Annotated in this window: 13 protein-coding genes; all 13 read right to left on the reverse strand. The window is 68.2% G+C overall.

Annotated features, from left to right (window positions below; translation table 11 throughout):
• Positions 1-238: 238 nt before the first annotated feature.
• Positions 239-1,903 carry a ribonuclease J gene (locus BQ7388_RS01635; RefSeq protein WP_009279270.1) on the reverse strand — a complete coding sequence of 555 codons (1,665 nt, stop codon included), beginning with the start codon at positions 1,901-1,903 and terminating at the stop codon, positions 239-241.
• A gap of 240 nt (positions 1,904-2,143) precedes the next feature.
• Positions 2,144-4,357, reverse strand: coding sequence for a polyribonucleotide nucleotidyltransferase (locus BQ7388_RS01640; RefSeq protein ID WP_072499627.1), 2,214 nt, complete (start codon positions 4,355-4,357; stop codon positions 2,144-2,146).
• Between the two features lie 91 nt (positions 4,358-4,448).
• A complete protein-coding gene (rpsO, locus tag BQ7388_RS01645) occupies positions 4,449-4,727 on the reverse strand; it encodes a 30S ribosomal protein S15 (protein ID WP_009279272.1) in 279 nt (92 codons plus the stop codon).
• Positions 4,728-4,913: 186 nt separating this feature from the next.
• Positions 4,914-7,172: an NlpC/P60 family protein gene (locus BQ7388_RS01650; protein ID WP_129583128.1), complete on the reverse strand. Its 2,259-nt coding sequence runs from the start codon at positions 7,170-7,172 to the stop codon at positions 4,914-4,916.
• A gap of 128 nt (positions 7,173-7,300) precedes the next feature.
• A complete protein-coding gene (recO, locus tag BQ7388_RS01660) occupies positions 7,301-8,053 on the reverse strand; it encodes a DNA repair protein RecO (RefSeq protein ID WP_040656772.1) in 753 nt (250 codons plus the stop codon).
• 3 nt (positions 8,054-8,056) lie between these two features.
• Complete coding sequence (gene era / locus BQ7388_RS01665; RefSeq protein WP_072499629.1) at positions 8,057-8,992, reverse strand: GTPase Era; 936 nt, start codon at positions 8,990-8,992, stop codon at positions 8,057-8,059.
• Between the two features lie 23 nt (positions 8,993-9,015).
• Complete coding sequence (locus tag BQ7388_RS01670) at positions 9,016-9,390, reverse strand: diacylglycerol kinase family protein (RefSeq protein WP_072499630.1); 375 nt, start codon at positions 9,388-9,390, stop codon at positions 9,016-9,018.
• Complete coding sequence (ybeY, locus tag BQ7388_RS01675; protein WP_072499631.1) at positions 9,387-9,896, reverse strand: rRNA maturation RNase YbeY; 510 nt, start codon at positions 9,894-9,896, stop codon at positions 9,387-9,389. Before ybeY ends, BQ7388_RS01670 begins: the two co-directional genes overlap by 4 nt.
• Position 9,897: 1 nt before the next feature.
• Positions 9,898-10,857, reverse strand: a complete 960-nt coding sequence (locus tag BQ7388_RS01680) for a PhoH family protein (protein WP_072499632.1) — start codon at positions 10,855-10,857, stop codon at positions 9,898-9,900.
• Positions 10,858-10,916: 59 nt separating this feature from the next.
• Complete coding sequence (locus BQ7388_RS01685; protein WP_234946758.1) at positions 10,917-12,281, reverse strand: MiaB/RimO family radical SAM methylthiotransferase; 1,365 nt, start codon at positions 12,279-12,281, stop codon at positions 10,917-10,919.
• A gap of 63 nt (positions 12,282-12,344) precedes the next feature.
• Entirely contained in the window at positions 12,345-13,433 is a 1,089-nt protein-coding gene (locus BQ7388_RS01690; RefSeq protein WP_200781462.1) for a DnaJ domain-containing protein, read from the reverse strand.
• A gap of 61 nt (positions 13,434-13,494) precedes the next feature.
• On the reverse strand, positions 13,495-14,196 hold the full coding sequence (locus BQ7388_RS12810; RefSeq protein WP_083558180.1) for a helix-turn-helix domain-containing protein: 702 nt from the start codon (positions 14,194-14,196) through the stop codon (positions 13,495-13,497).
• Between the two features lies 1 nt (position 14,197).
• Positions 14,198-15,747: DNA translocase FtsK (locus BQ7388_RS01700; protein WP_129583216.1), on the reverse strand; the 1,550-nt coding region annotated here is incomplete at its 5' end.

The following is a 15,747-nucleotide window of genomic DNA, read 5'->3' on the forward strand; positions in this document are numbered from 1 at the left end:
CGAAGAGGAGCGAGAGGGTCTCGCCGCAGGCGCGGGTGACGGGAGCGGACGACGGGAGCAGGACCGCGATGCCCAGCGCGATGGCCATCACGAGCAGGGCCACGCCCAGGATGTCGCTTCCCACGCTCCCCTTTGCAGGCAGCAGGCGCTGGGGGGAGGAGGCCCTTCCCCCAGCCCGTCTGCCACCGTTCTTCTTGCGCCTACCCTTCTGTGCGTTTGAGCTGCGGTTCGAGGGCATCTAAACCTCCATCACGACCGGGATGACCATCGGTCGCGTGTGCGTCTTCGTCCAGAGGAAGCCCGAGAGGCTGTTGCGCAGGGCCTTGCGGAGCTGCTCGAGGCTGGTCGCGTCCTTCTTGACGCTGGTCTCCATCTGGGACCTGACGCTGTCCTGCGCCTCCTCGATGAGGGCCTCGTCGCCCGAGAAGGCGACTCCCCTGCAGGCGACCTCGATGTCGCGGACCTTGCCGCCCCTGCGCTCGAACGTGACGACGCAGGTGACGAGCCCGTCGGTCGAGAGCTTCTGGCGGTCGCGGAAGACGACGGGGTCGGCGTCCGTGACGGAGAGGCCATCGACGTAGACGATGCCGGACTCGACGGGGTCGCCCCAGGTGACCTTGCCGTTGCGCACCTCGAGCGAGTCTCCGTTGTCGGCTATGAAGATGTGGTCGGCGGGGATGCCCATCTGGGCCGCGAGCTTGGCGTGGGCACGCAGGTGGACGGCCTCGCCGTGGACGGGCGCGAAGTAGCGCGGCTTCGCCATGGCCAGCATGAGCTTGAGCTCCTCCTGGCTGCCGTGTCCCGAGACGTGCACGAGCGTGTTGGAGCGGTCGAAGACGGTGCAGCCGATCTTTGAGAGCGAGTTGATGATCCCCGCGACGCTCTTCTCGTTGCCGGGCACGGGGGTGGCCGAGATGATCACCGTGTCCTCGGAGGTGATGGTGATCGACTTGTGGTCTCCCGTGGCCATGCGGCCGAGCGCGCTCATGGGCTCGCCCTGGCTGCCCGTGCACATGACGACGATCTTCTCGTCGGGGAGGTCTGCCAGGTCGTAGGCGTCGATGATGTCGTCGTCGGAGATCTTGAGGTAGCCCAGCTCGCGCGCGACGCGCGTGTTGGTGACCATGGAGCGTCCCGTGACGACCACCTTGCGCCCCACGGCCACGGCCGCGTCGCAGACCTGCTGGATGCGGTGGATTTGGCTCGAGAAGGAGGCCACGATGACCCTGCCGGGCGCGTTCTTGATGATGTGGCGGAGCTGGGGGCCGACGGCGGACTCGGAGGGCGTGAAGCCCGGACGGGTCGCGTTGGTGGAGTCGGAGAGGAGGAGGTCGACCCCCAGCGTGGCGAAGCGGTTGATGGCCTGGTAGTTTGGCCTCACGCCGTCGATGGGGGTCTGGTCGAGCTTGAAGTCGCCGGTGTGCATGACGGAGCCCGCCGGGGTGCGCATGTAGACGCCCATGGCGCCGGGGATCGAGTGCGTCATCGCGAAGAAGTCGATGCTGAAGGCGCCGAGGTTTAGATGGGCGCCGTTGGTCACCTCGCGGAACTTGGGCGAGTTGATGCGGTGCTCGGCCAGCTTGCCCTCGATGAAGCCCAGGGTGAGCTTGCTCGAGTAGATGGGCACCTTGCGGCCCAGGTCCATGAGGAGGTAGGGCAGGGCCCCGGTGTGGTCCTCGTGGCCGTGGGTGATGATGATGCCGCGGAGCTTGTCCTCGTTCTCGAGCACGTACGAGTAGTCGGGAAGGACGAGGTCGACCCCGGGTTGCTCGTCATCGGGGAACATGAGGCCCGCGTCCACGAGCACGAGGTCGTTCTCGTACTCGAAGGCGGTCATGTTCTTGCCGATGCCGTCCAGCCCCCCGAGGGGGATGATCCTCAGGGGACTCTGCTTCTTTGCCATGTGCGTCGGGTTCCTTTCGTGGTGCGGTGGCATTTCATGTATGTGAGACCCGCCTCTGCGGGAAACGTTCCAGACATTCCTCTACCCATTGTAGCTGCCGCCAGTCACCCTTGTCCCTGTGGAGGGCAAAGCGGACGCATCCCACATCTGGGGTCACGGCACAGAAAAGGGACCCGCCGGCAAAGGCCGGCGGGGCCCAGCCGCCCCGTCAGTCGAGGGGCCGGGAGCTATCGTTCGGGACTAGCCCTCGTGGTGTCGACGGGGCTGGCGGCTCGCGGAGCCACCCCTGTCGCCAGGACGGCGGCCGGCGCGCTCGCGCCTCTCGCCCTCATGCTCGCGGGGCTTGGAGGAGCGGGCGGGAGCCTCGGGCTTGTCCAGGCGGTCCAGGCTGACCTTGCCCTTCTCGTCCACCTCGAGGACCTTGACCTTGACCTCGTCGCCGATGTTGAGGACGTCCTCGACCTTCTCGACGCGGCCCTTGGCGACGCGCGAGACGTGCAGCAGGCCATCCTTGCCGGGAAGGAGCTCGACGAAGGCTCCGAAGGGCTGGATGCCCACGACGCGGCCGTTGTACTCCTCGCCCACCTCGGGGACCTTGACGATGGCCTTGATGCGCTCGGCGGCCTCGTCGCCCGCGCCGTTGGTGCCGGCGATGAAGACGGTGCCGTCCTCCTGGATGTCGATCGTGGCGCCCGTGTCGTCCTGGATGCCGCGGATGACCTTGCCGCCGCTGCCTATGACGTCGCGAATCTTGTCCGTCGGAATCTGGAGGCTGATGATCTGGGGCGCGTTCTCCTTGGTGGACTCGCGCGGCGCGGGAATCTGCTCGAGCATGGCGTTGAGGATGAACATGCGACCCTCGTGGGCCTGCATGAGGGCCTGGCGCAGGATCTGGGGCGTGAGGCCGGTGGCCTTGTTGTCCATCTGCATGGCGGTGATGCCCTTGGTGGTGCCGCAGACCTTGAAGTCCATGTCACCGAGGAAGTCCTCGAGGCCCTGGATGTCGGTGAGGACGACGGTCTTGCCCTCCTCCTGGATGAGGCCCATGGCCACGCCCGAGACGGGGCGCTTCAGAGGCACGCCGGCGTCCATGAGGGCGAGGGTCGAGCCGCAGGTCGACGCCATCGAGGAGGAGCCGTTGGACTCCATGACCTCGGAGACCACGCGGATGGTGTAGGGGAACTCGTCCTCGCTCGGGATCACCGGGAGAAGGGCGCGCTCGGCAAGGTTGCCGTGGCCGATCTCGCGCCTCTTGGGCGACCCCATGCGCCCGGTCTCGCCGGTGCAGAAGGGCGGGAAGTTGTAGTGGTGGATGTAGCGCTTGCCGTCGACGGGCTCGATGGTGTCGAGGCGCTGCCACTCGTTGAGCATGCCCAGGGTGGCGACGGAGAGCACCTGGGTCTGGCCGCGCTGGAAGAGGCCGGAGCCGTGGACGCGGGGAAGGTAGTCGGGCTTCACCATGAGCGGGCGGATCTGGTCGGCCGAGCGGCCGTCGACGCGCTCGCCGGTCTCGACGACCATCTTGCGCATGGCGTGCTTCTCGAGCCCCTTGAGCTCCACGGGGATCTCGCGCTCCCACTGGGCGCGCTCCTCGTCGGTGAACTCGGCACGGATGGAGTCCTTGAGGGCCTCGACCTTGCCGATGCGCGAGAGCTTGTCGGCGTCCTTGAGCGCGGCCTCCATCTCGGCGTAGTGGGCGAAGACGCGGTCGTGGACCTCGGGGACGGGCACGTCGAGGACGTACTCGCGCTTGGCGATGGGGCCGTTGGCCTCCTCGTACTTGGCGATGAAGGCCTTCTCCTCCTCGCAGAACGCGGCGATCGCCTCCTGGCCGAAGGCCATGGCGGCGAGCATGTCCTCCTCCGAGATCTCCTTCGCGCCGGCCTCGAGCATGCTGATGAAGGTGGCGGAGCCGGCGAGCTCGAGGTCGAGGTCGGACGCGTCGCGCTCCTCGTAGGTCGGGTTCACGAGGAACTCGCCCGTCTCGGGGTTGCGGCCGATGCGCACGCCGGCGAGCGGCCCCTCGAAGGGCACGCCGCCCACGGAGAGGGCGACGGAGGCGCCCATGATGGAGATGGGGTCGACGGAGTTGACCTGGTCGGCCACGAGGGGCATGGCGACGATCTGGACCTCGTTGCGGAAGCCGTCGGGGAAGGACGGGCGGATGGGGCGGTCGATCATGCGGGCCGTGAGGGTGGCCTTCTCGGAGGGGCGCGCCTCCCTCTTGAGGTAGCCGCCGGGGATGCGCCCGACCGCGTACATCTTCTCGATGAAGTCGACCGTCAGGGGGAAGAAGTCGTAGTTCTTGCGCTCCTTCGAGACCACGACGGTGACGTTGACCGTGGACTCGCCGCAGGAGACCAGGCACTCGCCTGTGGCCTGCTTCGCGAGCTCGCCCGAGCTGAGGGCGTAGTGCTTGCCGTAGAGGTCGAACTCGTGCGTAACCTTTGCCATGTTTCTTTTCCTCTTATCTCCGCCTGCCCCGTTGCAGGCGGGCCGTCTAACGCAAGGGAGCGCCCGCAGGCGCTCCCCTCTTGCACGCTTGTTACTGGATGTTGTCGCGGATGCCCAGGCTCTTGATCAGCGTGCGGTAGGCCTCGACGTCCTGCTTCTTGATGTAGGACAGGAGGCGGCGACGCTGGCCGACGAGCATGAGGAGGCCGCGACGGGTGTGGAAGTCCTTCTTGTGGGACTTCATGTGCTCGGTCAGGCCCTTGATGCGCTCGGTGAGGAGGGCGACCTGGACGGCGGCGGAGCCAGAGTCCTTCTCGTCCTTGCCGTACTGGGCGATGAGCTCGGCCTTGCGATCCTTGGTGACTGCCATGTTGCGTTTCCCTTCTTCATGGATGCGCCCCGAACTGGGATGGCCGTCTGGCATGGGCGGGCCTCCAAGTACGGGGTATGACTGGGGAATCATAGCACGAGAAGGGCCACGCGGCCCGCCGGAGGGGCGAGGCCGCGCGCGTTTTGTCCCTTCTACACGCCAGGCACACGATATGGCACGCGAGTCTTACACCAACGTGATGGGCAGGCCGCCGCCGACGTAGGAGGTCCTCCAGACGTTCCTGACCTGCACGCCGTCGGGCGTGTTCGAGTCGATCATCTTCCCGTCGCCGATGTACACGCCGACGTGCCCGGTGTGGTACTTGTCCTGCAGCGGGGAGAAGAACACGAGGTCGCCGGGACGGAGGTCCGGTATGGACGTCTTCCAGCCCGCGCGCTTCTCCACGCCCCACATCTGGCTGTCGTTGCGGTTGTCCTGCTGCGCATAGTAGGAGAAGTAGCCCTGGTTGTGCGAGAGGTTGATCCCCAGGGTGCTGTAGACCCACCATGTGAAGCCAGAGCAGTTGAAGGCGCGCCTGTCGGGATAGTAGGCGCTGTCGTCGTACGAATAGCTGCCGCCGAGCATGGTGCGCGCGGCGCTGACGATCCTCCTGCCGAACTCCTCGCGCGAGACGAGCACGCCGTCGTTGTCGGCGATGGCGACGGTGTCGTCGTGCCAGTCGCCGGGGAAGGAACCGTGGGTCTTCGCGTAGTAGCGGGAGACCACGTAGGTCCCGCGCACCACGTAGCCCTGGTCCTCCCGGCCGTAGTAGCGCTTGCCGTCGTAGGTGAACAGCCCGAGGCGGGCGCCCAGGAGGCCAGCGCCCACGGAGTCGTCGACGTAGTAGCGCTGCAGCTCGCCGTCGTCGTACTCCCCCGTCACGACCATGCCCCGGGACCAGAGCAGCGCGCCGGTCGTGGGGTTGGCGACGAGCATCCCCTTGCCCTGGCGGAGCTTGCCGCGCAGGATGCTCCCGTCGGAGGCCTGGCCCCAGAAGTGCTTCCCACCCCGCTCGAAGTGGCCGACCCTGGCCAGCGAGAAGCCCTCGCCGCCATCGTGCAGGTAGTACAGCCGCTCCCTGCCGTCCGCCCCCCTGAGCTTTGAGAAGCCCTCGCCGCCCGCGGCGAGGAGCCTGCCGTCGTCGTCCGCCACCATGGCGTAGCCGTCACCGAGGTCCCTGACGCCCCGCAGGATGGAGCCGTCGGAGCTTGCGTAGGCGTAGTAGCCCGCGCCCTCGGAAGGGGTCACGACGCGCTCGCGGGCGAGGAGGGCATCGCTCCCGACCCAATAGCGCTGCTTCGATCCCCAGGCACTAGTGACCATCCAGAAGCCCTTGATTGGCTGGGTGGCCTGCCTAGAGGCGAACCACGCCCTGCCCTCGTCCCTCCATCCGGCAGCGACAAGGTGCTTTGCCTCCTGGGGGCTCACGGTGAAGTTGTGCGCGCCGGCCCTCGCGTTGGGGTTGTACTGCCGGAGGACCGCCGTGCCGTCGTCTCCTTCGGACCTCCAGCCGATGCCCTCGTAGCGCCAGCCCGCCCTCACGAGCCCGTCGCGCTCCCGAGAGCTTGTAGTGTAGTGATGGTCCCCTGCGTTGGGGTTGTAGAGGCGAAAGACCGCCGCGCCGGAATCGGGAGACACCCAGCCCACGCCCTCGTAGCGCCAACCCGCCTCGCAGACCGTCTTGAGCTCCTTCTGGCTGCTCGTGTAGAAGTGCTCGCCTGAGTTGGGGTTGTAGAGCCGGAACATGTTGAGGTACTTGACGGCGGGCTTCTTGCCGGTCGGCTTGTTCGCCACGAGCTTGGGAGCCACGGGCTCGTCCACTTCGGGCTGCGTGGCTTTCACAGACTGGGGGGCCGTTGCCTCGGGCTTGCTGGACCAGCCCTCCTCCTCGCCTGCCGTCCCTGCCCTTGTGACGATGGCCATGTGGGGGCTGGGCGCGGCAGGGCCTGTCTCAATGGTCTCCTCGGGAGCGCGAGTAGGCGCCCCCCTCGAGAACTCGCTCGTCTGCGAGACCGCATGGGTAGCTTCGGCATCCTCGAACGACTCGTGCTCGTCCGGCGTCCCCTGGCCTTCGACGTCAGCTTGAGCCTGAGGGGCAACGACCCTCAGGGGAAATTCAAGCTTTGCTTCCGTGACCTTATCATCCGTTGGTTCCGTCTGACCCTCAGGCACATTTTGAACAGGGGATGCAGGCACGGATACGGGCGCATTGCACGCTTCCCGTGCGTCAAGCAAGGCCCCTTCCGCAGAATCGGTCGTGGACGCCGTGGCCCCGACGTCCACCTGGGATGAGCCGACATCGATGACGCGTTCCGCCTCGTTGGCAAGGGCGGTGTGGGCGCCCATGAGCAGGACGGCCACCACGGCGGCGGAGGCCAGAGCACCACAACAGGCGGGATGGGGCCACGAGAGGCTGATGTGGGCGGATGGTCGGTCTGTTCTCATGGGTTGCTCCAAACGGAGGATCTTCTTTGGGTAGGGACTCATGCAGCAAACTATCTTAAGCCTGTTTTTAGTCTTTTGCAAAGAAGCCCGGGCTCCGCACGTCGCAAAGCATGCCGTACCCGAATCCATCACATACTGAACATGAACTCCAGGGCGCGCAGGCGCGCGTCCAGGTGGGTCGCCGCCCAGGCATGCGCGATGGAGAGGAGCTCCGTGGCTGCCCGCTCGTCCGCCTCGGCCCCCATGAGCTCCCCGAAGGTGGAGCCCAAAAGCGCCCGTAGCCACTGGAACTCGGAGTGGGAGAGCTCCTGGGCGCCCGCCACGCCCCTCGCGCAGCTGGCGCAGAGCGCCCCTCCCGCCACGGGCGAGAAGTGCGTCACGTCCGGGTCGCCGCAGGCTATGCAGGAGTCGAGCTCGGGCATCCAGCCCTCGTGGGCGAGCACCTTGAAGGCGTACGCGGCCACCAGCAGGTCGAGGTGGGGCTGCCCGCTCGCCCGCTCGCAGGAGCCCAGGGCAGCCGAGCAGATGCGGAAGAGGTAGGGGTCCTCGCTCTCCTCGAAGGAGCTGAGGCGCGCGACCTCGGCGACTGCGGAGGCGGCGCAGAGCCGGGCGTAGTCCCCCCTGATGCCGGGGTGCGCGTCGACGGTGACGGCCTCGCTCACCACGTCGAGGCTCCTCCCCCTGGCCATGAGGAAGTCCGTCTCGCAGAAGAGCTCCGAGCGCGAGGCGAGGCGTCCGCCCGGCTTCCGCGCGCCCTTCGCCACGGCCCTCAGCTGGGCCCCCGACTCCCCCAGGATGGTGAGGATGAGGTCCTGCTCCGAGAGCTTGGTGCGGGCGAGCACTATGCCCTTGCTCCTATAGGTCCTGCGCCCTCCCGCCACGGCCTACTCTTCCGCCTCGTAGCCCAGACGGCGGATCTCGTTCTTGTCCCGGCGCCACTGCGGCTGGACCCTGACCTGCAGGTCGAGGAAGCACTGGGCCCCGAGGAGGCGCTCCACGTCATGGCGCGCCTCGGACCCGATGCGCTTGATCATCTGCCCCCCCTTGCCGATGACCATGCCCTTCTGCCCCTCGCGCTCCACGATGATGGTGGCGGCCACCGAGGCGTGGCCCCTCCTGGGCCACGAGATGTCCTCGCAGATGACGCCCACGGAGTGGGGGACCTCCTGGCGCATGTTGAGGAGCACCTTCTCGCGCACGAACTCCGCCACGAGATCCTCGTCCGTCATGTCCACGTCCATGTCGTCCGGGAACCACTTCGGGCCCACGGGCAGGTGGGCGGAGACCAACCCCACGAAGGAGTCGACGTTGAAGCCCTCCTTGGCACTCACGACGAGGGCGTCGTCGAAGCGGGCGAGTGAGCGCGCCGCCTCGAGCTGGGACTTGACCTGCTCGGGCCCGGCGAGGTCCGCCTTGGTGACCACGAGGACCTTGAAAGGCGCGCGCGCCGCATCGACGTGCTTGGCGACCCACTCGTCGCCTCGGCCCACGGGCTTGGTGGCGTCGACGAGGAGGGCGACGACGTCCACGTCGGCGAGCTCTCCCAGGGCGACCTTGTTGAGCTCCTTCCCCAGGGCGTCCTTGGGCTTGTGAAGCCCCGGCGTGTCCACGATCACGAGCTGCGACGTGGGGGTGTTGACCACGGCGCGCATGCGCCGGCGCGTGGTCTGCGCCACGGGGCTCGTAATGGCTATCTTCCCGCCGTAGCAGGCGTTGAGCAGGGTCGACTTCCCCACGCTGGGACGTCCCACCAGCGCGACGAAGCCGCTGCGGAAGTCCTCGGCGGGCACCGTGTCGTCCGTGCTCTTCTCGTCTTGCATCTCTCCTCCTTGAAAGGGAAGTCCTAGGACAGGAGGGCGCGCGCGAACACCACGGCGCCCACCACCGCCACCACGACGCAGAGCAACCACACCGCGGCGGCGGCGATGTCCTTCGCCCGTCCTGCGAGGGGATGGAACTCGGGCGAGACCAGGTCCACGACAGTCTCCACGGCCGTGTTGAAGAGTTCGGCCATGATGACCACCGCGCAGCACAGGAGCACAACGGCCCAGCTCAGCGCATCGATGCGCAGCACGATGCCCATGACGAGGGCAAAGGCGGCCCCGCCCAGCATGACCTTGATGTTGCGCTCCTGGCGCACGGCGGTGCGGAAGCCCTGGATGGCGAAGAGGAAGCTCCGCCTGAAGGTGGGGTGGCTCGGGCGCTTGCCAGGAATCATGCGTCGCCGCCTTCCCGGTGTCGGGTCAGGGTCACGTGATCCAAGGGCTGGTCGGTCTTCATCTTGAGGAGGAGCTGGTCCTCGCGGGCCTCCATGAGCTCCGCCTCCGCGTCCTCCAGGTGGTCGTAGCCAAGGAGGTGGAGCATGCCATGGACCAGGAGCAGGCGGAACTCGTCGCGTGCGGTGGTCCCGAAGCCCGGCGCCTGTCGGGCGATGTACGCGGGCGCGAGGACGATGTCGCCCAGCTCGCAGGGCTCCCCGGGGGCGAGGTCGGGGTCGTCCGGGCGCTCGCACTCGAGGCTCAGCACGTCCGTCGCCCGGTCCTGTCCGCGCCACTCGAGGTTGAGCTCGCGCATGCGCCCGTCGGACACGACGGAGACCGACACCATGCAGGGCCTGGCCACGCCCTCCTCGGCGAGCACCAGGTCGCAGACGGCCTTGATGTCTGCTCCGTCGACCGGTGCGACGACGCCCTCCTCGAACACGAGGTCATAGTCGTTCTCCATGCTACCTCCCGCCGCCGCGCGCCGCGGCGCGGTCGTAGGCGTCCACGATGCGTGCCACCAGGGAGTGGCGGACGATGTCGTTGCGGTCGAGGTCCACGAACTCGATGCCGTCAACCCCCTCGAGCACCTCGCGGGCCGACTCCAGCCCGTTGTGGCCCAGGAGGTCGCGCTGGGTGAGGTCTCCCGTCACGACGAACTTGGACGAGAAGCCCAGCCGCGTGAGGAACATCTTCATCTGGTCGGGAGTGGTGTTCTGTGCCTCGTCGAGGATGACGAAGGAGTCGTTGAGGGTGCGCCCGCGCATGAAGGCCAGGGGCGCGATCTCTATGACCCCCTGCTCGATGAGGGAGCTCCCCCGCTCCATGTCGGTCATGTCGAAGAGCGCGTCGTAGAGCGGGCGCACGTAGGGGTCGAGCTTCTCCTGGAGGGTGCCTGGGAGGTAACCCAGCGACTCGCCCGCCTCGACCACGGGACGGGCGAGGACGATGCGCGCCACCTCGCGCCTCTTCAGCGCCGCCACGGCCATGGCCATGGCGAGGTAGGTCTTGCCGGTGCCGGCGGGGCCGATGCCGAAGCTGATGGTGTTTCGCCGCATCGACTCGACGTAGCGCAGCTGCCCTGCCGTCTTTGGCCTTATGGCACGCCCGCGGTAGGTGAGCAGCAGGTCGCGACCCATGTCCGCGGGCTCCTGGGCGCCGTGCGACGCCTGGCCCACGAGGAGCTCCACCTCGTCGGTGGTGGGCACCTCTCCCCTCTCGACCATGTGGATGAGGCGAGAGAACACCGAGACGACGCCTTCCACGACTTCTGCGGGGCCCGAGACCAGAATCTGGCTTCCGCGCACCGAGACCAGGGCGTCGAAGCCCGCCTCTATGCGACGCAGGAGCGAGTCGGCCGGCCCCATGAGCAGGGTCGGGTCGACGGAATCGGGAATGGTGAGTCTGACCTGCGTCGGCTCCATGCTCCTCCAACTGCCTCCGGACGGTGCGCCGTCCCAATCATAGCCGCAACGGCGGCGTCCTACAGCAACGTGCCCACGAGCGTCCCGTCGTCCATGACGGACGTGACGCGGGCTCTCACGAGCGCGTCGAGGGGGGCGGACGGGTCGACCAGGAGGTCGTGCAGGCGCCCGGTGACGGCACGGCCTGGGTACTGGACCACGGCGAGCTCCTCTGAGCCCACCCGCGCGGAGGCGCTCTGGCGGCGCATGCGCGCGGCGAGCTCCCTCATGCGCCGGCCGCGCTCGGCCATGACCCGGGGAGGGACCTGCCCCTCCGCCGTGGCCGCGGGCGTGCCGGGGCGGGCGGAGGAGCGGAAGACGTGCATCTTGGCGAAGGCCATCTCCTCGCAGAAGGCGAGGGACGCCTCGAACTCCTCGTCCGTCTCGCCCGGGAAGCCCACGATAAGGTCGGTCCCCAAGGCGAGCCCCCCGATGCGCTCGCGCGCGTGGAGGACGGTCCTGCGGTACTCTGCCGTGCTGTACACGCGACGCATGCGCCGGAGCGTGTCGTCGCAGCCGGACTGCAGGCAGACGTGGAGGAAGGGCGCGACCCTCTCGCCTCCCCGCGCCATGGCGTCCAGGAGCTCGTCGGTGACGTCGGGCGGCTCGATGGACGAGAGCCGGACGCGCTCCACCTCGGTCTCCCCGAGGATGAGGTCGATGAGGCCCGAAAGCGCGATCCCTCTGCCGTCCTCTGCCTCACCTCGGAAGCGCCCCAGGTTGATGCCCGTGAGCACGACCTCGTGGCCCCCGCGAGCGACGGCGGAGCGGACCTGCCGCAGCACCTCGCCCACACCCATGGAGCGGGAGGCGCCGCGCGCCTTCCAGACGATGCAATAGCTGCAGCGGTTGTCGCAGCCATCCTGGATCTTGATGCCGGGCCTCATCCTGCCCGTGGGCGTTGGCGTCACGGCGAGCTCGCCCGCGTCCGTCACGCTTCCGGGCTCAAGCCCGAGCCTGGACAGGGCGACCTCGGCGAGGCGCGACTTGTCGCGCACCACTTCGATGTTGGGGGCGAGGCCCTCGAGCTCCTCTCCCCTGAGATTGGCGACGCAGCCGCTCGCGAGCACGAGGGGCGCCTGGGGCAGCTGCGCCACGCGGCGCAGCCGCTTTCGGGTCTTGGCCTCGGCCTCGCCCGTCACGGCGCAGGTGTTGACCACCACGAGCTCGGCCGCCGCGGGGNAGCGGTCGTAGTTGGAGCGCTTGCGCTCGTCGGAGAGGACGGAGTACGCCTCGTTGACCTCCTTGAAGCGCTCCTCGGCGTCCGCCTCCTTGCTGACGTCCGGATGGAGCGTGCGCGCCTTCTTGAGAAAGGCCCTCTTAATCGTCTTGGCGTCGGCGTCGCGCGCGACGCCGAGCACCTCGTAGTAGTCCTTCGAAGCCAATGTCACCAATCCCCAAAGCAGTTGCAGACGAACGGATCGCGGGCAAGGGCCCGCGAAGGGAGGCTATCCCCTGTAGCCGGCGCTTCCCAGCCCCGAGCCGCAGGAGAACATCATCACCAGGAAGAGCGCGAAGACCACGCCCGAGCTCGCGCCGTTTGCGAGCGACCTGAGGCCCGACCTCCACCAGCCTCGCGCGTGGGCGAGGCCCTCGCCGAAGGCGAGGAAGGCGCCGACCCCCACAAGCGTCACGATCACGAGGGCGACGGAGCCCAGGGTGTTGGTGAGCGCGCCCAGCACCAGGAAGGGCACGGCCAGCCCCAGCGAGTGGAAGCCGGAGGCCTGCCTCTGGCTCAGCCGCTCGGACGCCACCCCCACGCGGCAGACGAAGTCGCCCGAGGCCTGGCCGTTCGTGCCCGCGTTGCCCATGCCGGGGATGCGAACCTCGTCGCCGTCATGCGAGCCGGCGGGAACCTCGACCACGACCTCGCTCGCGGAGAGCACCCTGCCCGAACCACCGCAATTGTGGCAGGGGGCGCTCACGACCCTGCCCGTCCCCCCGCACTCGGGGCCCTCCATCTCCATGACGCCGAAGCCGAAGATGCCCGTGAGGTCGACGCTCATGTGGCCGCTGCCGCCGCAGGTGGGGCAGGTCTCCGCATGGTCGCTGCGCACCGAGCCCTGCCCGTGGCAGACGTCGCAGGCGACGTAACGCTGGTAGGTCACGCCCCGGCGCACGCCCTTGCGCGCCGACTCGTCGTCCAGGTCGAGGCGCACGGTGACGTCCGCGCCGGCGCGTGGGTTGTAGGAGCGGGAGCGCTGGCCTCCGCGACCTCGCTGGGCCACGTCGGAGAAGGGGAAGCCCCAGCCGAAGGGGAAGCCCCCGTAGCCGTCGGGCGAGGCGCCGGGGGTGCCGCCGTAGTCGGCGGAGGCGAAGGGGTTCCTGGAGCGCATGGCGTCGTAGCGGCGCCTCTTGCCCTCGTCGGAGAGGACGGCGTACGCCTCGGAGACCTCCTTGAAGCGCTCCTCGGCGTCCGGCTCCTTGTTGACGTCCGGATGGAGCTTGCGCGCCTTCTGCTGGAACGCGCGCCTGATCTGCTCCGTCGTGCTGTCCTGTTCCACGCCCAGGATGGCGTAGTAGTCCTTCTCGTTCATCGAGGCCAAGTGCCTGCCCTACCTTCCCCCGTGCGCCGCCATGGCGACCTGACGTGCGGAACTATACCCCATGGCCGCATGCCGGATACCTCCGCCACGCAGCTTCACGAAGGGCGGTCATGGCTTGGGCGCGCCGCGGCCCTGGCAGCGCGACGTGAGGGTCTCTCCCCCGGCGAGGTCCCAGAGGGTCCCGTAGAGCTCGTTTCCCAGAAGCCAGCCACGATGGGTGGGGGCGAGCCTCCCGCCACCGTCCCGGGCGAGAAGCCCGCGCGCGACGCAGTCGTCGAGCGTCGCCTGGACGCGGCCCCCTCCGAGGACGAGCCTCGCGTGCGAGACGAGCGCGGGGTCGAGGCCCCNAACGGACGGGGGAGGTGGTCGCGAAGCCCGTGACGTCGCCCGCGAACCCTCCCGAGGTGGGCAGGAGCCCGCGCGAGCCCTGGTAGGGCCTCCTGGGGCTGGAGCTCCCGGGCACCTCGTAGCTGGCCTCCTCGCCCCCGTGCCTACCGTCACGCCCACGCTCGTAGTCGAAGAGGTCGGAGGAGAACTGCCTCACCACGCTGCGGGGGGACAGGCCCAGGTAGCGCGCGTAGGACGAGAGCATGCCCTGGGCGTAGCCGCTCTTCGGCATACGGCCGAAGTCGCCGTTCTCGAAGGCGATGAGCACGTCCTCGCGCAGGCGGAGCACGCGCGAGGCCTGGGCCACGGAGAGCCCCAACTGCCGCCTTCTGTTGACCAGCATCTCGCTGAAGCGAGGACGCGGCATGCTACACCTCCCGGTACTTCTCCTCCTGGACCCTCAGGTCCTCCAGGCCTTCCTTGTCGAGCAGGACCTCGCGTGGCTTCGAGCCGTCCGGAGGTCCGACCACGCCCTTGCTCTCGAGCATGTCCATGATGCGGCCGGCCCTAGCGTATCCCACCTTCAGACGGCGCTGCAGGCCCGAGGTGGAACCAAGCCTAGAGTCCACAACTATCTGGGCGGCCTCCCAGACCAGGGGATCGTCTCCCTCCTCGCCGTCGGAAAGGGGCGAGCCGGAGGGCTGGCCGGGGACGACCTGCGAGAGGATCTCCTCGTGGTAGTCGGGCTCGCCCTGGCTGCGGATGAAGTCCACGACCTCGTTTATCTCTTGGTCGGAGGTGTAGCAGCCGAGGACGCGCTTGGGAGAGAGGCCCCGGTCCTTGAAGAGCATGTCGCCGTTGCCCAGGAGCTTGTCGGCGCCGGTCTCGTCCAGGATGACGCGGGAGTCGATGCCCGACGAGACCTTGAGGGCGACGCGGGAGTCGATGTTCGACTTTATGAGGCCCGTGACGACGTTGGCCGAGGGGCGCTGCGTGGCGATGACCAGATGAATCCCCGCCGCGCGGGCGAGCTGGGCGATGCGCACGATGGAGGCCTCGACGTCCTTGCCCGCGACCATCATGAGGTCCGAGAGCTCGTCGATGACCACGACGATGTAGGGCAGCGGATCGGGGGGGTTGTCCATCTCCGACAGCTTGCCCGAGACGCACATCTTGTTGTAGGCGCGGATCTCTCGCGCCCCGGCACGCTCGAAGACCTTGAGGCGCCGCTCCATCTCGGACACCGCCCACTGCAGGGCGCTCGCCGCCTGCCTGGGCTCGGTCACGACCGGGACGTAGAGGTGGGGAAGGCCGTTGTATCCCGCGAACTCGACGCGCTTGGGGTCGATCATGATGAGCCGCACCTGCTTGGGAGTTGTGCGCATGAGCAGGGACATGATCATGGAGTTGATGAGGACGGACTTGCCCGACCCCGTGGTGCCGGCGACGAGCATGTGCGGCATCTTGGCGATGTTGGTGACGACGGGCTTGCCCGCCGAGTCGCGGCCGATGGCCACCTCGAGGGGGCCGCCCTTGGCGTAGGGCAGCACGTCTCCCAGGTGCACGTTCTCGCGCTCCTTGTTGGGGATCTCTATGCCCACGTAGGAGGTGCCGGGGATGGGCGCGAAGATGCGGACCTTCTCGGCGGCGAGCGTGAGGGCTATGTCGTCTTCGAGGTTGCGGATCTTGTTGACGCGCTCGCCCTCGCCCATCTCGACCCGGAAGGTCGTGACCAGGGGTCCGGACACGTAGTCGACGACCTGGCTCCTGAGGCCGAACTCCTGGAGCGTCGCCTGCAGGCGGTCCTTGGTCTCGGACAGCTCGGCGATGGAGGCGGCGCTGGTCGCGCTGTTGGGGTTCGAGCTCAGCATCGAGAGCGGGGGCAGCTGGTAGCCCTCCTCACCCTCTCCCGGTCTCTTGCCCGCCGGCGCGGGGGTGGCAGGCCGGGGCCTCGGTGCCGGCGCTGGCGACATCGCGG

This window comes from Olsenella phocaeensis (assembly GCF_900120385.1).
GTDB classification, from domain to species: domain Bacteria; phylum Actinomycetota; class Coriobacteriia; order Coriobacteriales; family Atopobiaceae; genus Olsenella_I; species Olsenella_I phocaeensis.